17 protein-coding genes and 2 pseudogenes are annotated in these 19,155 nt (G+C 68.4%); 10 read left to right on the top strand and 9 right to left on the bottom strand.

Annotated elements, in window-relative coordinates:
- Positions 1–28: 28 nt before the first annotated feature.
- Positions 29–439 carry an SRPBCC family protein gene (locus ATE62_RS05680; protein ID WP_058808695.1) on the bottom strand — a complete coding sequence of 137 codons (411 nt, stop codon included), beginning with the start codon at positions 437–439 and terminating at the stop codon, positions 29–31.
- 125 nt (positions 440–564) lie between these two features.
- On the opposite strand from ATE62_RS05680, the gene ATE62_RS05675 reads away from it, so the two are divergent.
- Complete coding sequence (locus ATE62_RS05675; protein ID WP_058808694.1) at positions 565–1,161, top strand: bifunctional transcriptional activator/DNA repair enzyme AdaA; 597 nt, start codon at positions 565–567, stop codon at positions 1,159–1,161.
- Here ATE62_RS05675 and ATE62_RS05670 read toward each other — a convergent pair.
- The gene (locus ATE62_RS05670; RefSeq protein ID WP_058808693.1) at positions 1,141–2,064 is read right to left on the bottom strand and encodes a LysR substrate-binding domain-containing protein; all 924 of its coding nucleotides are present in this window, start codon (positions 2,062–2,064) and stop codon (positions 1,141–1,143) included. The two genes, ATE62_RS05675 and ATE62_RS05670, sit on opposite strands and share 21 nt — an antisense overlap.
- A gap of 102 nt (positions 2,065–2,166) precedes the next feature.
- Between ATE62_RS05670 and ATE62_RS05665 the strand changes: the two genes are divergently transcribed.
- Both ATE62_RS05665 and ATE62_RS05660 read left to right on the top strand, forming a co-directional pair.
- Positions 2,167–2,451 carry a hypothetical protein gene (locus ATE62_RS05665; RefSeq protein ID WP_058818456.1) on the top strand — a complete coding sequence of 95 codons (285 nt, stop codon included), beginning with the start codon at positions 2,167–2,169 and terminating at the stop codon, positions 2,449–2,451.
- Between the two features lie 161 nt (positions 2,452–2,612).
- Positions 2,613–3,860 carry a sensor domain-containing diguanylate cyclase gene (locus ATE62_RS05660; RefSeq protein ID WP_058808691.1) on the top strand — a complete coding sequence of 416 codons (1,248 nt, stop codon included), beginning with the start codon at positions 2,613–2,615 and terminating at the stop codon, positions 3,858–3,860.
- On the opposite strand, the gene ATE62_RS05655 is transcribed toward ATE62_RS05660, so the two are convergent.
- The 4 genes and pseudogenes from ATE62_RS05655 to ffh form a co-directional block, all read right to left on the bottom strand.
- Positions 3,857–5,365, bottom strand: coding sequence for a serine hydrolase domain-containing protein (locus ATE62_RS05655; protein ID WP_058808690.1), 1,509 nt, complete (start codon positions 5,363–5,365; stop codon positions 3,857–3,859). The genes ATE62_RS05660 and ATE62_RS05655 overlap by 4 nt on opposite strands.
- 497 nt (positions 5,366–5,862) lie before the next feature.
- Positions 5,863–6,372 (bottom strand): ribosome maturation factor RimM, encoded by a 510-nt coding sequence (rimM, locus tag ATE62_RS05650; RefSeq protein WP_058807425.1) that lies wholly within the window; start codon positions 6,370–6,372, stop codon positions 5,863–5,865.
- 234 nt (positions 6,373–6,606) lie between these two features.
- Positions 6,607–7,065, bottom strand: a pseudogene (gene rpsP / locus ATE62_RS05645) (30S ribosomal protein S16); the annotation flags it as partial.
- 47 nt (positions 7,066–7,112) lie between these two features.
- Positions 7,113–8,579, bottom strand: coding sequence for a signal recognition particle protein (ffh, locus tag ATE62_RS05640; protein WP_197411632.1), 1,467 nt, complete (start codon positions 8,577–8,579; stop codon positions 7,113–7,115).
- Positions 8,580–8,831: 252 nt separating this feature from the next.
- On the opposite strand from ffh, the gene ATE62_RS05635 reads away from it, so the two are divergent.
- From ATE62_RS05635 to ATE62_RS05605, 7 genes are all read left to right on the top strand, one after another.
- Positions 8,832–10,460: a putative bifunctional diguanylate cyclase/phosphodiesterase gene (locus ATE62_RS05635; protein ID WP_058807422.1), complete on the top strand. Its 1,629-nt coding sequence runs from the start codon at positions 8,832–8,834 to the stop codon at positions 10,458–10,460.
- A gap of 72 nt (positions 10,461–10,532) precedes the next feature.
- Positions 10,533–10,958 carry an endonuclease domain-containing protein gene (locus tag ATE62_RS05630; RefSeq protein ID WP_058807421.1) on the top strand — a complete coding sequence of 142 codons (426 nt, stop codon included), beginning with the start codon at positions 10,533–10,535 and terminating at the stop codon, positions 10,956–10,958.
- 34 nt (positions 10,959–10,992) lie between these two features.
- Positions 10,993–11,799, top strand: coding sequence for a diaminopimelate epimerase (dapF, locus tag ATE62_RS05625; protein WP_058807420.1), 807 nt, complete (start codon positions 10,993–10,995; stop codon positions 11,797–11,799).
- Entirely contained in the window at positions 11,796–13,034 is a 1,239-nt protein-coding gene (locus ATE62_RS05620) for a MiaB/RimO family radical SAM methylthiotransferase (protein WP_058807419.1), read from the top strand. Before dapF ends, ATE62_RS05620 begins: the two co-directional genes overlap by 4 nt.
- Positions 13,031–13,957 carry a signal recognition particle-docking protein FtsY gene (ftsY, locus tag ATE62_RS05615; protein ID WP_058807418.1) on the top strand — a complete coding sequence of 309 codons (927 nt, stop codon included), beginning with the start codon at positions 13,031–13,033 and terminating at the stop codon, positions 13,955–13,957. Before ATE62_RS05620 ends, ftsY begins: the two co-directional genes overlap by 4 nt.
- Positions 13,954–14,634 (top strand): inner membrane-spanning protein YciB, encoded by a 681-nt coding sequence (locus ATE62_RS05610; protein WP_058807417.1) that lies wholly within the window; start codon positions 13,954–13,956, stop codon positions 14,632–14,634. Before ftsY ends, ATE62_RS05610 begins: the two co-directional genes overlap by 4 nt.
- A 79-nt stretch (positions 14,635–14,713) precedes the next feature.
- The gene (locus ATE62_RS05605) at positions 14,714–15,286 is read left to right on the top strand and encodes a urate hydroxylase PuuD (protein ID WP_058807416.1); all 573 of its coding nucleotides are present in this window, start codon (positions 14,714–14,716) and stop codon (positions 15,284–15,286) included.
- Between the two features lie 6 nt (positions 15,287–15,292).
- On the opposite strand, the pseudogene ATE62_RS22790 reads toward ATE62_RS05605, so the two are convergent.
- From ATE62_RS22790 to hemB, 3 genes and pseudogenes are all read right to left on the bottom strand, one after another.
- Positions 15,293–15,838, bottom strand: a pseudogene (locus tag ATE62_RS22790) (gamma carbonic anhydrase family protein); the annotation flags it as partial.
- Positions 15,835–18,111, bottom strand: coding sequence for a spermidine synthase (locus ATE62_RS05595; RefSeq protein ID WP_058807414.1), 2,277 nt, complete (start codon positions 18,109–18,111; stop codon positions 15,835–15,837). The gene ATE62_RS05595 and the pseudogene ATE62_RS22790, both read right to left, overlap by 4 nt.
- Positions 18,104–19,102, bottom strand: a complete 999-nt coding sequence (gene hemB, locus ATE62_RS05590; protein ID WP_058807413.1) for a porphobilinogen synthase — start codon at positions 19,100–19,102, stop codon at positions 18,104–18,106. The genes ATE62_RS05595 and hemB overlap by 8 nt, the downstream gene beginning before the upstream one ends.
- Positions 19,103–19,155: the final 53 nt, after the last annotated feature.

The following is a 19,155-nucleotide window of genomic DNA, read 5'->3' as shown; positions in this document are numbered from 1 at the left end:
GCCGCCGCGCAGCCCCTTTTGGCAAGCGTCAGCTGCCGGCGGCGACATCCTCGAAACGCGCCTTCATCAATTCGAGCCCCTTCGCCATCATCGGTTGCACCTGCGCGGCGAGCGCGTCGGGGAGGAGGTCGGCGGTCCATGTCACGCATGCGCCGCCCGGCGCCGCCGCAACCTCGAGCGCGCCATTATGATGGTCGAACGCCTTGATAGCCCAGACGAGGCGGCGGCGCGCGTCGTCGACCGAGACGATCGTCTCGTCGGCGACCGCACCGTTCGCGAAGGTCACGCGCCGCACCGGCGGCTCGGCGCCCGCCAGCATTTCGGTCGCCACGACGAAGCCGGGAACGAGCCGGTCGTGGAGCTGCCCAACGTCGCGCGCGGCGTCCCAGATCGCGGCGGGATCGGCGGCGATGAAAATATCTTCGTGAAGCGATGCCATGACGGGTCTCCCAATTGTTCGTCCAGCGCCTTTGATAGGATCGAGCGCGCGCCGCCGCTGGCAGGAAACGGACCTGATCATCGGCATGCGAAGACAGCGGGCGCGGAAGATCCTATAAGCCATGCATGACGCCGACCGCCCTACCCGACCTCGATTTTGCCGCGTGCGAGCGCGTGCGCTACGCGCGCGATCCGGCGTTCGACGGGGTCATCTTCATCGGGGTCAAGTCGACCCGCATCTATTGCCGGCCGATATGCCCCGTGCGTCAGCCGCTGTCGCGCAACGTCGGCTATTTCGCGAGCGCTGCGGCGGCCGAGCGCGCGGGTTTCCGTCCGTGCCTGCGCTGCCGGCCGGAGACGGCGCCGCTATCGCCGGCGTGGAACGGCACGCGCGCGACCGTTGACCGGGCGCTCCGGCTGATCGACGAGGGCGCGCTCGACACCGCCGGGGTCGAGGCACTGGCCGCGCGCCTCGGCATGGGCGGGCGCCACCTGACGCGGCTGTTCCGGCGCCATCTGGATACCACGCCGCTCGCGGCGGCGCGCACCGCGCGTGTCCAGCGCGCCAAGAGGCTGATCGACACCACCGACCTCGGCATGACCGAAATCGCGCTCGCAGCGGGGTTCGGCAGCCTGCGGTCGTTCAACGCCGCCTTCCAGCAAGTCTACCGACGCGCGCCGACCGCGATCCGGCGCGGCGGTTCAGGACGGCGGCTGCCATAGGGCCTCGGGCAGGATGCGGCGATCCTTGCCGATCTCCGCGTGCAGCCATTCGCGGAAGCGTTCGATCTTGCGCACGCCGACGCGGTTCTCACGGTGGACGAGCCACATGCCCGACGAGGCCGACACATAGAGCGTCTCGAAGGGCTGGACCATGCGCCCGCTCGCAAGTTCGGCCTGCCAGTAGAGCGGAGTCATCATCGCGACGCCGAACCCCGCCTGCACCGCGCTCGCCTCCTGCAGCTGGCTGTCGAGCTCGATCCCGCGGCGCGATCGCGGCGGCGGGGTCGCGACCCCGGCCAGGGCAAACCAGGCCGCCCACCAGCTGTCGTTGGGCGCGAGCCGCTGGACGCGCAGCAGGTCGGCGGGCTCGCGGATGTCATGTTCGGCGATGAAGGCGGGCGAGGCGATCGGCGCGAGATATTGGCGCATCAGGAAATCGGCGCGCAGCCCCGGCCACTCCCCCTTGCCGATGCGGATCGCGACATCGACGTTCGACGTGTCGAAATCGACGAGCGCGTTGTTCATCGCCATGCGCACGGCGAGATCGGGGTAGGCCAACTGGAAACCCCCGATGCGTGCGCTGAGCCAAGTGCCGCCGAAACTGGTCGCGGCGTCGATCGTCAGCACCTCGGCCTCGTCGCTGCCCAGCGAGGCGAAGGCGTCGCCCATCGCGGCGAAGGCGCCGGAGATCGCGGGGAGCAGCCGCCGCCCCGTTTCGGACAGGTGCACCCGCCCCTTTTCGCGCACGAACAGCGCGCGGCCGAGCCGGTCCTCCAATTGGCGTACCTGATAGCTGACCGCGGCCTGCGTCATCCCCAATTCCTCCGCCGCGCGCGAGAAATTCTGCAGACGCCCTGCGGCTTCGAAGGTCCGGACGGCGGCGAGGGGCGGGAGCTTGGGCATACATCATATAAGGCAGACTTATGAGGCCATGCAAAGCTTTTGTTGGCGCCGGCCAGCGCGAACGGGCATTTGTCGAGCATCGAAGAAACGAGGAGACGATCGATGATGGAAGAACATTTCATGCGCAGCTGGAACCAGGGCCACGACCGTTTCAGCGCCGATCTTCACCGCGGGCTGACCCGCCTGCTGGCGCCGCTGCGGCGTTTCGGCGAGTGGATCGCGCTGCCCAGCGCCCCCGGCGAGGATCGCGTCTTCGTCAAGGCGGCGGGCCGTCTGGCGACCACGCTGCGCCGCAAGGCGCGCCCGAGCCCGCGCAGCCGCCGCGCGCGTGCAGCGGCCCCTGCGGCACCGGGTGCCGTCGAAGGCGACCGCCGGGCCAAGGCCTGACGGGGAAATCCCACGCATCACCAAACCGGGCGGCCGAACGCCCCGATCGCCCGGTGGTCCCTCGCCGGGCGATCCCCTTTTCGAGGCCCTTGGCCAACGACCCATTAACCAAAAATCAGCGGATATGCGCCTAATCTCCCCCTCCTGGACCAGGGGGCAAGATGACGCGATGGGCGCGAGTATCGGGAACCGGAGCGGCGCTGCTGGGCGCCGCGGTTCCCGCGCACGCGCAATCCTCCTTCGCCGACGCGACGAGCATGACCTGGGACGGCGTGCTCACCGGCATCTTCCTGGGGCTCCTGCTCTTCTCGCTCGCCTACAACGCCGCCTTCTACGCGCTGCTGCGCGAGCGTTTCCTGATCTGGCAGAGCATGCGCGCCGCCGCCTATCTGGCGCTGGCGATCGGGCTGTCGCCGCTCGCGATGGGGGCCGCGCTCGCCCCCGACGGCTTTGCGCGGCAGGTGTGGATCACGGTCTTCTTCGACCTGGGCGTCGCGGTGTCGGGGCCGTTCCTGCGCGCCTATCTCGAGCCCGGGACGATCCCCAAAAGGCTGCTGCCCCTGCTCGGCTGGCCGCCCTTCCTGATCCTGCTGACCACGCCCGCGACGGTGATGGCCGAACCCTCCTCGCTCTATTTCGGCATCCGCAACCTGCTGCTCGTCGCGATGCTCGTGACGGGGGTCGCGACGGTGGTCATCGCGTTGCTGCGCGGCAGCCGCACCGCGCGCTACCAGGCCGCGGCGTGGAGCGGCATCGGTGGCGTTTACGCGGTGAGCCTGTTCCACGACATCGTGCTGAACACACCCTTTGACGCCTTTCTCTTCCTGCTCTTCCCCGCGCTGGGGCTCGAGGTGATGCTCACCGCGCTCGGCATCCTCGACCGGCTCGTCCGCCTTCGCCGCGAGCGCACCGAGGCCCAGGCCCAAGCCGAAGCGATGCGTGTCATCGCACACACCGACCCGCTCACGGGCCTCCCCAACCGCCGCGCGATCGAGGAAAGCTACAAGGCCGAAACGCCGGTCGCGATCGCGATCGTCGATCTCGACCATTTCAAGGCGATCAACGACCGCCACGGCCACGACGTCGGCGACCGGGTGATCTTTGCCGCGGGGGTGGCGCTGGGATCGGGCAGCGCGATGGCGGCGCGGATCGGCGGCGAGGAATTCGCCCTGCTCTTCCGCTGCGAGGCGAGCGCGGTCGCGACCGAGGCCGAGCGGCTGCGCCAGCGCGTCGGCGCCTATATCGCGCAGATGGTGCCAGCGCTGCAGCGCCCGGTGACCGCGAGCATGGGGCTGGTCCATATCGCGCGCGAGACGAGTTTCGGCGCGGCGATGAAATCGGCCGACATCAACCTCTATGCCGCGAAGGAAAGCGGGCGCGACCGGGTCGTGTTCATCGCCGCGGCCTAGTCGGGTACGACGCGGAGGCGCAGCGCCTGGATCGTCACGGGGGTCGTCGGTGCGAGCAGGAGCATGCCGTCGAGCTTGCCCTTTTCACAGTTGAGACGGAAGGCGGTCGCCATCGCACCCATCGGCGCAAGCGGCTCGGCGGTCGGGCAGGCGCCGAGCTGGTCTTTGAGCTTCGCGAGCTCGGCCGCCCAATTGGCCGCCGAACGGTCCATCAGGAAATTCATCGCGAGCCTGCCGTCGAGCGGCGCCAGATTGCCCGCGGCATAGGCGGCCTGCGCGGCGGCGAACATCTCGGTCACCGCGGGCGAGGCGGGTGTGTCGCGCCATTGGAGCAGCCCCGCCTTGTCCATCGCCACCGCGCTGTCCCAGGCGGGCCCCGATGGGCCGGCATAGGTGCGGTTGGCGAGCGCGAAGACGCCGGTGCCGGTCTCGGGCATCAGCATCACATGGCTGCCATAGCCGGGGTAGCCGCCGCCATGCGCCATGGTGAGGCCGAGCTCGCAATCCTGTGCGACGCGCCAGCCCATGCCATAGGCGAGGCTCTGCTTGCACGCGTCGGCGCCGCTGGCGCCGATGCGGTTCGCTACCGAGGTGAAGTTGAGCCCCTGCGCCATTTCGCGTACCGTCGCGCGGCGAACCGGGCCGGTGTCGGGGTCGTCGCGCGCCGGCCAGGCCGAGAGCAGGAAAGCGATCCATTTGGCATAGTCGTTGGCGCTGACCTGCAGCCCGCCCATGGCGTTGAACGCGCCGTCGGCCATCTCGGGCTCCGCCGCCCATGCGTCATTCTCCCAGCGATAGCCGCGGGCATAGAGCTCCTTGGGGGTTTTGGTTACATCGAAGCCGCTCGCGGTCATGCCGAGCGGGGTGAGGATCGTCTTCTGGACATAGTCGGTATAGGCCATGCCCGAGGCGTTGGCGACGATGCGGCCGAGCAAAGCATAGCCGAAATTCGAATATTCGTGGGCCCCCTGCGGCACGCGGCTGAAGGGCACGCCCGCGGCGATCATCTTGGTGAAGTCGGCCTGCGGCAGGACCTGCTGGCGGTCGCCCCACGGGTCGTCGGTGACGAAGCCGCCGACATGCTGGAGCAGGTCGCGGATGCGGATCCGCGGGCTGTCCTTGGTCGGATAGGTCCAGCCCTTCATCTCGGGAATATGATCCTCGGCGAGGTCGTCGAGGCGGAGCTTGCCGTCGTCGCGGAGCTTCAGGATCGCGAGCGCGGTGAAGGCCTTGGTCATCGACGCGATGCGGAAACGGCTGTCGGCGGTGACGGGGCGCCTGGCGTCGAGATCCTGCACCCCGGCGCCCTTCACATAGACGAGCTTGCCGTCCTGGACGATGCCGTAGACGAGGCCCGGGACATGCGCGTCGGCCTGATATTTCGCGAAGAGCGCATCGATCTCGGGCGCGAGCTGGTCGAGGGTTTTTGGGGCGGGGTCCTCGGCGGCGGCGGGAAAGGACGCACCAAGGATGACCGCAAAAAACAGACCCGATCTTAGCCGCATGAGGACCCTCCCTGACAAGCGGGCGCGACGCTAACAGCGGACCAGCGGGCCGGCAATCCACCGTTCGTCCGGCGATGGCCGGCGACAGATATCGCGCGGAAGTTGACTAAGTTGACGCCCCATCGCGTGCGCGAACAAGGGGTTAGCGGCGATCGTCGTCGGCGCGTGACGCTGCGGATGGACATAAGCCTCATCCGGCAGGGTAGATCATGGCGGGATTTATTAGGAAAGCGGTTTTTTCGGAGGGGCGGGTATTGGGCGTTAGCGGTCATCCTAATCCTCCCTGTCGCGAAGCGATGGGGAGGGGGACCATGCGAAGCATGGTGGAGGGGTGGCGGCCTTGAGCCGAGTTTATGGCGTCGACCCCTCCACCACCCTGCGGCCTCGCGGGAAGCAACGCGCCCCGCGCGTTCCTTCTTTCCGCTCGCTCCCCCTCCCCACGGCTTCGCCGCAGGGAGGATTGATATGTCCGCTCCCCACCCCAAAACGGACGATGTCTATGCGACGAAAGCCGCGTCCACCGTCACGCCGTCGGCGTCCCACGCCGGCACGGCGCGCGGGTTCATCGGGACCATGAAGCGCGCGGGCTTTTTGTTGGCTTCGGCGGGCTTCTCGATCTCGAGGATGTCGCCGGCGCCGAAATTCTCGACCGCGACGACGCGGCCGATCGCGCGGCCGTCGGTCGAGACGCACGGCAGGCCGATCAGGTCATGGTGATAATATTCGCCCGGGCCAAGCGGCGGCAGCGCCGAGCGCGGGACGGTGAGGATGGTGCCGCGGAGCGCCTCGGCGGCGCTGCGGTCGGTGACCTCGGCGAAAGTCGCGACCGCGCCCTGGTTCGCGGGGCGCACCGATTTGAGCGTGAGCGTGCGGTCGCCTGCGTTCAAAACGGAAAAGGCGCGGAGAGCCTCCGCGCCTTCGCCGAACAATTTGAGGCGCACCTCGCCCCGCACCCCATGCGCGCCGGCGATGGCGGCGAGGGTGACGGGGCGGTTTGCGTCGGCCAAGGCTCAGGCCTTGGCTTCTTCTTCGCCTTCGGCAGCCGGAGCTTCCTCGGCGGGCGCTTCTTCGGCAACCGGGCCGCCTTCGGCGACTTCCTCGGCGATCGCGGCCGCGTCTTCGGCGGTCGCGTCGGCGGGAACTTCCTCGGCCACCGCGTCGGCGACGGCTTCGGCGGTCTCTTCGCTCTTCACCGAACCGGTCGCGTCCGATTCAGCGGCTTCGGGAGCGGCGGCTTCTTCGGCAACGGGCGCTTCCTCGGCGGCAGGCGCTTCTTCAGCGGCCACTTCGGGAGCGGCTTCTTCGACGGCTTCGGGTTCGGGCGCCGGAGCGGCCGCCGCGGCAGCCTTGGCTTCCTCGGCGTCAGCCAGCTTCTGCGCCTTCTCTTCGGCGCGTTCCTTGGCCTTCTCGCCCGGGACCGCCTTGTTCGGGTTGTTGCGCGCGGCGCGTTCCTGGACGCCCGCGGCGTCGAGGAAGCGGGCGACGCGGTCGCTCGGCTGGGCGCCGACGCTCAGCCAGTGCTTAGCGCGCTCGGTGTCGAGCTTGACGCGCTCCGGATTGTCCTTGGCGAGCAGCGGGTTGTAGCTGCCGATACGCTCGATGAAGCGGCCATCGCGCGGGCTGCGCGAATCGGCGACGACGATCTTGTAATAGGGGCGCTTTTTCGAACCGCCGCGCGACAGGCGAATGGAGGTAGCCATGATGTAAGTCCTTCTTTCTAATTCAAATTCAAAATCGGTTGATCGGGTTATTTCTTTTTATTCATAAGGTTGGCGAGTTCGGGCGGGATCGCCCCGCCGCCGAGACCGGGCAGGCCGCCGAGGCCACCGCCTCCGCCACCACCCATGCCGCCGCCGCCCATGCCGGGAATGCCGCCGCCCTTGCCGAACAGCGCACCAAGCCCCTTGAGGCCGCCCATCTTGCGGATCTTCTTCATCGCGGTCGACATTTCCTGGTGCATCTTGAGCACCTTGTTGACCATCTGGACGTTGGTGCCCGAGCCGTTGGCGATGCGAATCTTGCGCTTCGCGGTCAGGATTTCGGGCTTCGCCCGTTCCTTCGGCGTCATCGAGCCCATGATCGCGTCGAAGTGGACGAGCGTCTTGTCGTCGGCGCCCGCCTGCGCCGCGGCGACCTGCGCCTTCTTGAGGCCGGGGATCATGCCCGCGAGCGCGCCGAGGCCGCCCATGCGGCGCATCTGGTTGAGCTGGGTGCGGAGGTCGTTGAGGTCGAACTGGCCCTTGGCCATCTTCGCCGCCATCGCCTCGGCCTCTTCGGCCTGGATCGTTTCGGCGGCGCGCTCGACGAGGCTGACGACGTCGCCCATGCCGAGGATGCGGCCCGCGATGCGCGACGGCTGGAAGAGTTCGAGCCCGTCGAGCTTTTCGCCGGTGCCCGCGAATTTGATCGGCTTGCCGGTGACCGCGCGCATCGAGAGCGCGGCACCGCCGCGCGCGTCGCCGTCCATGCGGGTGAGCACGACGCCGGTCAGCGGCACCTGGTCGGTGAAGCGCTGCGCCACCTGCACCGCATCCTGGCCGGTCAGGCTGTCGACGACGAGCAGGGTTTCGGCGGGGTTCGCCGCGCGCGACACCGCCTGCATCTCGTCCATCAACTGCTGATCGACGTGGAGCCGGCCCGCGGTGTCGAGCATCAGGACGTCATAGCCCTGGAGCTTCGCCGCCTGCAGCGCGCGGCTGGCGATTTCGGTGGGCTGCTGGCCGGCGACGATCGGCAGCGTCGCGACGTCGATCTGTGCCCCAAGCACGGCGAGCTGTTCCTGCGCGGCGGGGCGATTGACGTCGAGCGACGCCATCAGCACCTTCTTGCGCTCTTTTTCCTTGAGGCGCTTGGCGATCTTCGCGGTGGTGGTGGTCTTGCCCGAACCCTGGAGGCCGACCATCATGATGACGGCGGGCGGGGTGACGGCGAGGTCGAGCTCGGCGGTTTCGGAGCCGAGCATTTCGGTCAGCGCGTCGCTGACGATCTTGACCACCTGCTGGCCCGGGGTGACCGAGCGAAGGACATTCTGGCCGATCGCGAGTTCGGTGACCTGATCGACGAAGCTGCGCACGACGGGCAGCGCGACGTCGGCCTCGAGCAGGGCGATTCGCACTTCGCGCATCGCGGCGCGCACGTCGGCCTCGGTCAGCGCGCCGCGGCCGCGGAGCTTTCCGAAAACATCGCCAAGCCGGTTGCTCAGACTATCGAACACAGCCAAAATCCTTGCTTTCGACGCCCGCAACGCAAAACACGCCGGTGAGCGAAACCTCGCCAACCAGCGGTATCCGTGGACAGGTTTTTCCGTCGCGGATGTCGATATGCCCGGCCGCGATATGCCGCCGGACGGGGGCGCCATTACGGGAAATGGCGGCGAAAGGCAAGCGAAGGCGCGCCTTCCAAACTTAACGCAAATTTCACCGCTTCGCGCGCAAAAGGGCCGCTGATTGTGGGGGACATGCGAAATATGGCGACTGCCGCTCCGCCGAAAGCACCCGACCGCGCCGAGGGGGCGAAACGCGATATCGTCGCGGGCGGCATCGTCGTCGCCGCGATCATCCTGTTCGTCGGCACCGGCAGCAATGTCATGCAGTCGGTCGTCCGCGCGCTGTCGGGGATCGGCGGCGGCACCGACCAGGTGCTCGCCGCGACGCTGATCCTCAACATCGCGCTGATCCTGTTCGGCTGGCGCCGCTACGAGGATCTCCACCGCGAAATCCGCGCGCGCACCGAGGCCGAGCAGCAGGCGCGCTACCTCGCCGACCGCGACCCGCTCACCGATTTCCTCAACCGCCGCGCGATGCTCGACCAGGGGCAGGCGCTGATCGAGAGCGCCGCCGCCGAGCGCCGCCATGTCGCGCTCTTCCTGCTCGACCTTGACCATTTCAAGACGGTCAACGACATCCACGGCCACGCCGCGGGCGACCGCATGCTGAAGGTCGCCGCCGAGCGCATCGCCGCGGTGCTGCCGCCGAGCGCGCTGATGGCGCGGCTGGGCGGCGACGAGTTCGTCGCGATGCTGGTGTTCGAACCCGCGGGCAAGCCGCATATCGAGGCGCTGGCGGCCGAGATCGTCGCGACGCTCGAGGAGCCGGTGACCCACGACGGCCAGCTGATCCGCATCGGCGCGTCGATCGGCCTGTCGCTGGCGACCGCGGCCGACATCTCGATGGACACTATGGTGCGCCAGGCCGACATCGCCATGTATCATTGCAAGGACGAGGGGCGGAACCGCTTCTGCTGGTTCGAGGCCGGCATGGAAATGGCGGTGCAGGTCCGCAACCAGATCGAGACCGGCATCCGCAGCGGCATGCCGCGCGACGAGTTCGTCCCCTTCTTCGAGCCGCAGGTCGACATCGCGACCGGCCGGCTGGTCGGTTTCGAGATGCTGATGCGCTGGGATTCGCCCGAGCATGGCATGGTCGAGCCCGACCGCTTCATTCCGGTGGCCGAGGAAAGCGGGCTGATCGGCGAATTGTCGCTGCGCGTCGTGCGCCACGCGATGGAGATCGCCAAGGGCTGGGACCCGTCGATCACGCTGGCGGTCAATATCTCGCCGCAGCAGCTGAAAGATCCGTGGTTCAGCCAGAAGCTCACCAAGCTGCTGGTCGAGACGGGGTTCCCCGCGAGCCAGCTCGAGGTCGAGATCACCGAAAGCTCGCTGTTCGAGAATCTGCCGCTGGTGCGCTCGATCGTCACCAGCCTCAAGAACCAGGGCGTGTCGCTCTCCCTCGACGATTTCGGGACGGGCTATTCGTCGCTGTCGCATCTGCGCGCGCTGCCCTTCGACCGGATCAAGATCGACAAGAGCTTCGTCGCGGCGATGCAGGGCAGCCCCGATGCGCAGGCGATCGTCGTCGCGATCGTGCGGCTGGGCGAGAGCCTGGCGATGCCGATCACCGCCGAGGGCGTCGAGGATGAGGCGACCGCGATCGAACTGACCCGCCTCGGCTGTGCCAAGGCGCAGGGCTGGCATTATGGCAAACCCGCGTCGGCAATGGCGACCGCGAAGCTGCTCGCCGACCGCGGCCTGCTGCGCACGCCGGTGGCGCCCGATGCGGGTGCGGCAGAGGACGAGCGGCGGCGGTCGGCATAGTATCTCCCCTCCCTGCAAGGGAGGGGCCGGGGGTGGGTTGGCGAGCGAAGCTCGCCGCTCTATTCTTCTTTCATGCACCGCGTCCCGCCCGAGATGACCGAACGCGCGCGCCGATTGCGGCGCGATTCGACGCCGGCTGAACGGAAGCTGTGGCGGCTGCTATCGCGCTACCGGCCTGCATTCACGCGGCAGCTGGTCGTCGGGAACTACATCATCGATCTGGCATGCCGCGAAGCGAAACTGGCAGTCGAGCTCGACGGCAGCCAGCATGTCGGTCAGCAAGATTACGATGCCACGCGCACGGCGTATCTTGAGACGAACGGCTGGCGCGTGATCCGGCTCTGGAACAGCGATGTGATAAGCAATCCCGAAGGCGCCGCGCAGACCGTGTTGGCGCACGTCGCCGAGTGCCTCGGCGACACCCACCCCCAACCCCTCCCTTCCAGGGAGGGGAGAATTAGACGGCCACGGTCGCGCCCGATCAGCCCGCCTCGCTAGACTTCGCCGCCCCGCCGCCTTACATGCGCGGGATATGGCGGATCGCTTCACCAAGATGCATGGCCTCGGCAACGACTTCGTCGTGATCGACGCGCGCGAGAGCGTGGTCGAGATGACCCCGGCGCGCGCGCATGCGATTGCCGACCGGCGCCACGGCATCGGCTGCGACCAGCTGATCCTGCTCGAACCCTCGACGCATGCCGATGTGCGGATGCGCATCTTCAACGCCGACGGCGGCGAGGTCGAGGCGTGCGGCAATGCGACGCGCTGCGTCGCGACCTTGCTCGGCCAGCCGTCGGTGATCGAGACGCTGGGCGGCATGCTGCGCGTGACGCCGGCCGATGGCGGCGCCGAGGTGGTGCTGGGCGAGCCGGTGTTCGACTGGGAGCATATCCCGCTCGCGATGCCGATGGACACGCGCGACATGCCCGTCGCGTGGGACGAGCTGGAGCATGGCGCCGCGGTCAATGTCGGCAATCCGCACATCATCTTTTTCGTGCCCGAGGCCGATGCGGTGGCATTGGGCGAGCTCGGCCCGCGGATCGAGACCGACCCGCTGTTCCCCGAGCGCGTCAACGTCAATGTCGCGAGCCTCGACGGCCCCGACTGCCTGCAGCTGCGCGTGTGGGAGCGCGGCGTGGGGCTGACGCAGGCGTGCGGCACGGGTGCTTGTGCAACGGCGGTCGCGGCGATCCGCGCGGGCAAGGTCAAGTCGCCGGTGACGGTGTCGCTGCCCGGCGGCGACCTCGTCATCCGCTGGGCGCCGGGCGAGTCGATCGTGATGAGCGGCGCCGCGACGCGCGTGTTCGAGGGCGAGACCGACTGGGCGCAGTTCGGATGAGCATCGAGGTTTTGGACGGCGGCCTTGACGTTGTCAATTTCGGGTGCCGGCTCAACATCGCCGAGGGCGAAGCGGTGCGCGCCGCGGCGAGCGCGGCGGGCGCGAAGGACGCGATCATCTTCAACAGCTGCGCGGTGACCGACGAGGCGGTGCGGCAGGTGCGGCAGGCGGTGCGGCGGGCGTTGCGCGAGCGGCCGGGGGCCGAGGTCGTGGTGACCGGATGCGCGGCGGAGCTGGAGGCCGAACGCTTCGCCGAGATGGGTGCGCGGGTGGTCGGCAATGACGTGAAGGGGCTGGTGGAGAGTTACCGTCCGACTTCTTCCCTGTTCCCCCGCGAAGGCGGGGACACGGCAGTTTATTCTCCCGCCCTCTCCGGCGCCGACCATGCGCGCGCTTTCCTCGGCGTGCAGACGGGCTGTTCGCACAGCTGCACCTTTTGCGCGACGGTGATCGCGCGCGGGACGGCGCGGTCGGCGACGGTCGATGCGATACTGGACTCGGCGCGCGTCGCCCTCGATCGCGGGCAGCGCGAGATCGTGCTGACCGGGGTCGACCTCGCAAGCTATGGCGACGACAATGGGACGACGCTCGCGGCGCTGGTCGAGGCCCTGTTGGCGCTGCCCATCGAACGGCTGCGGCTGTCGTCGCTAGACCCGAACCGGATCGACGATGCCTTGTTCGCGCTGCTGACCGAAGAGGCGCGCGTGATGCCGCATGTCCATCTGTCGCTGCAGGCCGGCGACGATATGGTGCTGACGCGGATGAAGCGGCGGCATCGGAGGGCGCAGGTCGTCGAGCTCGTGGGGCGATTGAAGGCGGCGCGGCCCGCGATCGCGATCGGCGCCGACCTGATCGCGGGCTTTCCGACCGAGGACGACGCGATGTTCGCGAACAGCCTGGCGCTGATCGACGATTGCGACATCGTCTTCGGCCATATCTTTCCCTATAGCGCGCGCGCCGGGACGCCCGCCGCGCGCATGCCGCAGGTCGGACGGACGATCGCGCGGACGCGCGCCGCGATCCTGCGCGAGGCCAATGCGCGGCGGCGGCACCTCTGGATGGACGAACAAGTGGGTAGAATGACGAAGATGCTGGTCGAACGCGACGGGCGCAGCGGCCATGGCGAGAATTTTGTGGGGCTGATGCTGGACAGCGAAGCGATGCCCGGCAGCATCGTGCCGGTGCGGATCGGTGCGCGCGACGGCGACCGCCTCGCCGCGGAGCTGGCAGCATGAGCGGCGCGAGCTGGAGCGAGCGGCTGTTCGGCGGGCTCAAGCGCACGTCGGAACGGCTAGGCGAAAATCTGTCGGGGCTGACCGGCAAGGCACGGCTCGACGAGGACGACCTCGACCGCATCGAGGAAGCGCTGATCACCGCCGACCTGGGTCCCGCGATGGCGGCGCGCATCCGCGACCGGCTCGCCGCGCGCCGCGACGCGGTCGCGAACGATACCGAGGAACTGAGGAAGATCGTCGCCGACGAGATCGGCGCGGTGCTGCGCCCGGTCGCCGAGCCGCTCGAGATCGACGCCTTCCCGCGCCCGCAGGTCATATTGGTGATCGGGGTCAACGGGTCGGGCAAGACCACGACCATCGCCAAGCTCGCGCACCTGTTCCAGGAGCAGGATTATGGCGTGATGCTCGTCGCGGGCGACACCTTCCGCGCCGCCGCGATCGGCCAGCTCAAGGTCTGGGCCGAGCGGCTGGGCGTGCCGATCATGGCGGGACCCGAGGGCGGCGATGCCGCAGGGATCGTGTTCGACGCGGTCAAGCAGGCGACCGCGACGGGCATCGACGTGCTGATCGTCGACACCGCCGGGCGCCTCCAGAACAAGCGCGAGCTGATGGACGAGCTCGAGAAGATCAAGCGCGTGCTCGGCCGCCTCAACCCCGCCGCGCCGCACGACGTCGTGCTGGTGCTCGACGCGACGACGGGGCAGAATGCGCTGTCGCAGATCGACGTGTTCCGCGAGGTCGCGGGGGTCACCGGCCTCGTCATGACCAAGCTCGACGGCACCGCGCGCGGCGGCGTGCTCGTCGCCGCGGCCGAGCGCCACGGGCTTCCCATCCACGCGATCGGCATCGGCGAAACCATCGACGACCTTCGCCCGTTCGATGCCGACGAGATCGCGGGCATCATTGCAGGAAATATCAGATGAGCGACACGCTCGACCAGCTTCCCACCGGCCCCGAGGCCGTCCCCGCGCCGCCGCCCGCCAAGCATGGCGCGCTCAATTTCGCGATCGACTTCGGGCCGCTGCTGGTCTTCTTCCTCGCCTACAAGTTCAGCTCGGGCGGCACCGGCGCCTTTGCGGCGACGACTGCGGCGATCAAGGGCACGGTCGCCTTCATGGTGGCGATCGTCATCGCGATGGTCGTGTCGAAATGGAAGCTCGGACGCATCTCGCCGATGCTGTGGCTGTCGAGCATCCTCGTCATCGGTTTCGGCGCGCTCACCGTCTATTTCCACGACGAGAGCTTCATCGTGATGAAGCCGACGATCATCTATGGCGCCTTTGCCGCGCTGCTGCTCGGCGGCTATTTCGCGGGCAAGCCGATGCTCAAATATCTGCTCCAGTCGGCGCTCGACGGGATCACCGAGCGGGGCTGGATGCTGCTGTCGCGCAACTGGGGGCTGTTCTTCGCCGCGCTCGGTATCGCCAACCATGTGATGTACGAGCTGATCCAGGCGAAGGCGATGAGCTTCGATCTGTGGCTGACGATCAAGGTCTGGGGCATCACCGCCCTCTCCTTCCTCTTCACGCTCACGCAATTGCCGGTGATGCTGAAGAACGGCCTCGCGATGCCCGAGGAGCCCGCGACCGACAAAAGTTGAACCCTCCCCCCGTCGCTGGCATAGCGTGGCCCGGGCACCGGGTCGCGCCGCGCCCCACACAAACGAGGGGGAACTGCAAATGGACAAGTTTTTCGGTAATCTGCACGCCGTGCTGGGCGCGGGGCTCGTGCTCGCGATCGCCCTGATGCTCGGCCTCAACGGCCAGAATTTCGAGGATGGCGGCGCGGCCGCCATGGCGGTCATGCGCTGGCTGCACACCTTCTTCGGCGTGCTGTGGATCGGGCTGCTCTATTATTTCAACTTCGTCCAGATCCCGACGATGCCCAAGATTCCGGCCGAGCTGAAGCCCGGCGTGTCGAAGCATATCGCGCCCGCCGCGCTGTTCTGGTTCCGCTGGGCGGCGCTGGCCACCGTGCTGCTGGGCCTCGGCATCGCCGGCCACGCCAAATATCTGGCGCCCGCGCTGACGCTGCAGGACCCGTACAAGCTGATCGGCGTCGGCATGTGGTTGGGGCTGATCATGGCGTTCAACGTGTGGTTCGTGATCTGGCCGAACCAGAAGAAGGCGCTGGGCATCGTCGAAGCCGACGATGCGACCAAGGCCAAGGCCGCGAAGACCGCGATGATCTTTTCGCGGACCAACACCCTGCTGTCGATCCCGATGCTCTATGCGATGGTGAGCTTCAGCTGACGAGTTCCCCTCCACCGCCGCCTTGTGCATGCGCCCGTTGAGCACATAATGCGCGACGCCGACCTGCATGCCCGCGGCCTGTTCGTCGCCGATCTCGCGCACGCGGCGCGCGGGCGATCCCGCCCAGAGCTCGCGCTCGGGGATTTCCTTGTTCTCGGTGAGCAAGGCGCCCGCGGCGAGCATCGCGTCGCTGCCGATGGTGCAGCCGTTCATGACCGTCGCCTTGAGCCCCACGAACGCGCGGTCGGCGAGCGTGCAGCCGTGGACCATCGCGAGATGGCCGATCAGCACATCCTCGCCGATGATCGTCGGAAAGCCCTCGGGACGGTGCGGCATCGGGCCGTCGCAATGGACGACGCTGCCGTCCTGGATGTTCGACCTTGCGCCGACGACGATATGGCTGACGTCGGCGCGCAGCACGCAATTATACCAGATGCTGACGTCGGGGCCGATGCGCACGTCGCCGATGATCCGGCAGCCGGGCGCGATGAAGGCGCTGGGGTCGATCTGCGGCGTCTTGCCGTTGACCGTGATGATGCTGATGTCGCTCATTCGTCGCGACCTCCGATAATATGTTTCCAGATCAGGATCGGCAGCGTCGAGGCATAGTCGTCGGTCCAGCGCGAAAAACCCGCGCGGCCGTCGAGCGGCACCCAGACGCCGTCGTCGAAGGCCTTTTCGCGCGGCTGGATGCCCCCGGTCAACCGCTGCATGCGCTGCGGCGTCGCGGTGAACGCGACCCAGTTCGAGCTGGTTAGCCCGCCCGCCTCGCCGCCGGTCGCCGGATCCATGCGGATCGCCGCCTGCCAGCCGCGCGCCTTCGCCTCGGCCGCGAGCACGGGTTCGAGCCCGAAGAAGCGATTCGAGATATGGACGAGCAGGATGCCGCCCGGCTTCAGCGCGCGGGTGTAGACGTCGTACGCCTCGGCGGTGAGCAGGTGCAGCGGGATCGCGTCCGACGAAAAGGCGTCGATGACGAGGATGTCGAAGCTGGCGGGTGGTTGCTCGGCGAGTTGGAGCCGCGCGTCGCCGATCACGATCGGCACGTCGGGCGCGCAATCGCTGATGAAGGTGAATTTCGATGGATCGCGCGCGATCGCGACCATCGCCGGGTCGATCTCGAAGATCGTCCACGCCTGCCCCGGCTTGCGGTAGCAGGCGAGCGTGCCGGTGCCGAGCCCGACGATGCCGATCGAGGCATTGGGGCCCGCGAGCAGGTCGGCCTTGTCGAGCGTCAGCCCGACCCCCGACTGGAAGCCATAATAGGTGGTCGGGCGCCGCTCGTGCCCCGGCGAGGTCAGCTGCAGCCCGTGCAGCGTCGTGCCGTGCGCGAGGCGGCGTTCCTGGCGGAAGCCGTCGTCGGTGACGGTATAGACGCCGAAATAGCTGCGCACGCGGTTGCCCGAGAAGCTCTCCTTGATCGTGTCGACCCCGCCGATGGCGACCATCAGCGCCGCGAGCGTCGCGACATAGGCCCAGCGCCAGCCGGTGACGAGCAGGCCGATCACCAGGATCGCGAGCGCGCCGGCGCCCTCCCACCCCTCGAGCCGGCCGGTCCAGGCGAAACCGGTCTTCAGCGCGATAGTGCACGCTGCCGCGACGAGCACCGCGGCGACGATCGCGCCCGTGCGCGGCGACAGCTTCAGCCACTCGTTCCACGGGAAGAGCGCGGGCAGCGGCAGCAGCGCGGCGGCGGCGAGCACGAGCAAGGGATGCTCATAGGCCCAGTCGAAGACGAGCGGCGCGAAGAGCGCCGCGAACAGCCCGCCGAGCACGCCCCCCGCCGACATGATCAGATAGAAGAGCGTCAGATGCCGCGGCGCCGGGCGCAGATGATAGAGATAGCCGTGCAGCGCGACGGCGACGACGAACAGCATCGCGAGGCTGGCGAGCGCGATCATCATCGATCCGCCGCCGCTGCTGAGCAGCGCGATCCCGCCCGCGGCGAGCAGCACCGGCGGCGCGATGAAGGCGAAGATCTGGACCAGCCGGTCGGCGGTCGAGAAGGCGATCACGAAGCTCAGGAGATAGAGGCCGAGCGGCAGCACCCACAGCAAGGGCATGGCGACGATGTCGGTGGTGAGGTGCGTCGTCGTCGAGAGCATCAGCCCCGAGGGAACCGCAGCGATCAGCAGCCAGTGGAGCTGGCGGCGCCAGCCCGGGGGCGGCACCGCCGCAGCGGCATCGGCGGCGGGGGCCTGCGCCGCGGCGTGCCAGCGGGCGGCGGCGACCGCGACGACGAGTGCGACGAGCAGCGCATAGCCCGCGGTCCAGCCCCAGCTTTGCGCCGCGAGCGGCAGGCTGGGCTCGACCAGCGCGGGATAGCTCAGCAGCCCCGCGAAGCTGCCGAGGTTCGAGGCGGCATAGAGATAATAGGGATCGCCCGCGCGCGCGTCGGCGGCGAACCAGCGCTGCATCAGCGGCGCCTGCGCCGCGACCGCGAAGAAGACCGGGCCGATCGACGCGACGAGCAGCAACGGCACCCACAGCGCCTCCTGCCCCGGCGCGGCGGGCGCGATATTGGCGATGCCGATCGGCAGCCACAGCGCCGCGGCGGCGAGCAGCCCGACATGGATCATCGCCTGGCGCCGCACCGCGAAGCGCCCGAGCCAATGCGCATAGGCATAGCCGCCGAGCAGCAACGCCTGATAGACGAGCATCGCGCTGTTCCACACCGCGGGGGCGCCGCCCAATTTGGGCAGCACCATGCGCGCGACCATCGGCTGGACCAGGAAGAGCAGGAAGCTGCCGACGAGGATCGTCGCGACGAACAGCCAGCGGCGCGGGCTTGCGGGAGCGGCGGCGCCCGCGGCGGAATCAGTCATTCAACAGCCTCGCAGCATGCAGCGCGTGATAGGTGAGGATGCCCGAGGCGCCGGCACGGCGGAAGGCGAGCAAGGTTTCGAGGACGAGCGCGTCGCGGTCGCCCGCGCCCGCCGCCGCCGCGGCCTCGATCATCGCATATTCACCCGACACTTGGTAGGCGAAGACGGGGACCTCGAACGCCGCCTTCACCCGCGTCACGATGTCCAGATACGGCAGGCCGGGCTTGACCATCACGCTGTCGGCGCCCTCGGCGAGGTCCTGCGCCACCTCGCGCAGCGCCTCCTCGGCGTTGGCGGGGTCCATCTGGTAACCCTTCTTGTCGCCCTTGAGGAGCCCGCGCGAGCCGACCGCGTCGCGGAAGGGGCCATAGAAGGCCGAGGCATATTTGGCGGCATAGCTCATGATCTGGACATGGCCGAAACCTTCGTCCTCGAGCGCGGCGCGGATCGCGCCGATGCGGCCGTCCATCATGTCGCTGGGCGCGATGATGTCGGCGCCGGCGCGCGCCTGGCCCAGCGCCTGGCCGACGAGCACTTCCACCGTCTCGTCGTTGAGGACATGGCCGCTATCGTCGACCAGCCCGTCCTGCCCGTGACTGGTATAGGGGTCGAGCGCGACGTCGGTGAGTATGCCGATCGCATCGCCATGCGCCGCCTTGATTGCGCGCACGGCGCGGCACATAAGATTCTCGGGATTGAGCGCCTCGGCGCCGTCTTCGCTGCGGCGATCGGCCTCGGTATAGGGGAAGAGCGCGATGCACGGGATGCCCGCCTCGATCGCTTCGGCGGCGCGTTCGACGATCAGTTCGACCGACCAGCGCGACACGCCGGGCAGGCTGGCGATCGGCTCCTCGACGCCCTCGCCCGCGCAGACGAACAGCGGCCAGATGAGGTTCGCGGGCGTGAGCTGGGTCTCGCGCACCATCGCGCGGCTCCACGCGGTCCGGCGGGTGCGGCGCAGGCGCAGCTCGGGAAAGGCGGCATGGGTCATGGCGCGTGCATAGCGGCGTCGCGCCGCGGGGCAAATGGATATTGGGCAAACCC

Origin of the sequence: Sphingopyxis sp. HIX (assembly GCF_001468285.1) — a bacterium.
Lineage (GTDB): Bacteria > Pseudomonadota > Alphaproteobacteria > Sphingomonadales > Sphingomonadaceae > Sphingopyxis.
This window is presented reverse-complemented; position numbering and strand designations above follow the sequence as displayed.

Bases quoted from the DNA above. Each gene is read 5' to 3' on its own strand.
- ATE62_RS05680 (WP_058808695.1), bottom strand. From the start codon at position 439: ATGGCATCGCTTCACGAAGATATTTTCATCGCCGCCGATCCCGCCGCG.
- ATE62_RS05675 (WP_058808694.1), top strand. From the start codon at position 565: ATGACGCCGACCGCCCTACCCGACCTCGATTTTGCCGCGTGCGAGCGC.
- ATE62_RS05670 (WP_058808693.1), bottom strand. From the start codon at position 2,064: ATGCCCAAGCTCCCGCCCCTCGCCGCCGTCCGGACCTTCGAAGCCGCA.
- ATE62_RS05665 (WP_058818456.1), top strand. From the start codon at position 2,167: ATGATGGAAGAACATTTCATGCGCAGCTGGAACCAGGGCCACGACCGT.
- ATE62_RS05660 (WP_058808691.1), top strand. From the start codon at position 2,613: ATGACGCGATGGGCGCGAGTATCGGGAACCGGAGCGGCGCTGCTGGGC.
- ATE62_RS05655 (WP_058808690.1), bottom strand. From the start codon at position 5,365: ATGCGGCTAAGATCGGGTCTGTTTTTTGCGGTCATCCTTGGTGCGTCC.
- ATE62_RS05635 (WP_058807422.1), top strand. From the start codon at position 8,832: ATGGCGACTGCCGCTCCGCCGAAAGCACCCGACCGCGCCGAGGGGGCG.
- ATE62_RS05630 (WP_058807421.1), top strand. From the start codon at position 10,533: ATGCACCGCGTCCCGCCCGAGATGACCGAACGCGCGCGCCGATTGCGG.
- dapF (WP_058807420.1), top strand. From the start codon at position 10,993: ATGGCGGATCGCTTCACCAAGATGCATGGCCTCGGCAACGACTTCGTC.
- ATE62_RS05620 (WP_058807419.1), top strand. From the start codon at position 11,796: ATGAGCATCGAGGTTTTGGACGGCGGCCTTGACGTTGTCAATTTCGGG.
- ftsY (WP_058807418.1), top strand. From the start codon at position 13,031: ATGAGCGGCGCGAGCTGGAGCGAGCGGCTGTTCGGCGGGCTCAAGCGC.
- ATE62_RS05610 (WP_058807417.1), top strand. From the start codon at position 13,954: ATGAGCGACACGCTCGACCAGCTTCCCACCGGCCCCGAGGCCGTCCCC.
- ATE62_RS05605 (WP_058807416.1), top strand. From the start codon at position 14,714: ATGGACAAGTTTTTCGGTAATCTGCACGCCGTGCTGGGCGCGGGGCTC.
- ATE62_RS05595 (WP_058807414.1), bottom strand. From the start codon at position 18,111: ATGACTGATTCCGCCGCGGGCGCCGCCGCTCCCGCAAGCCCGCGCCGC.
- hemB (WP_058807413.1), bottom strand. From the start codon at position 19,102: ATGACCCATGCCGCCTTTCCCGAGCTGCGCCTGCGCCGCACCCGCCGG.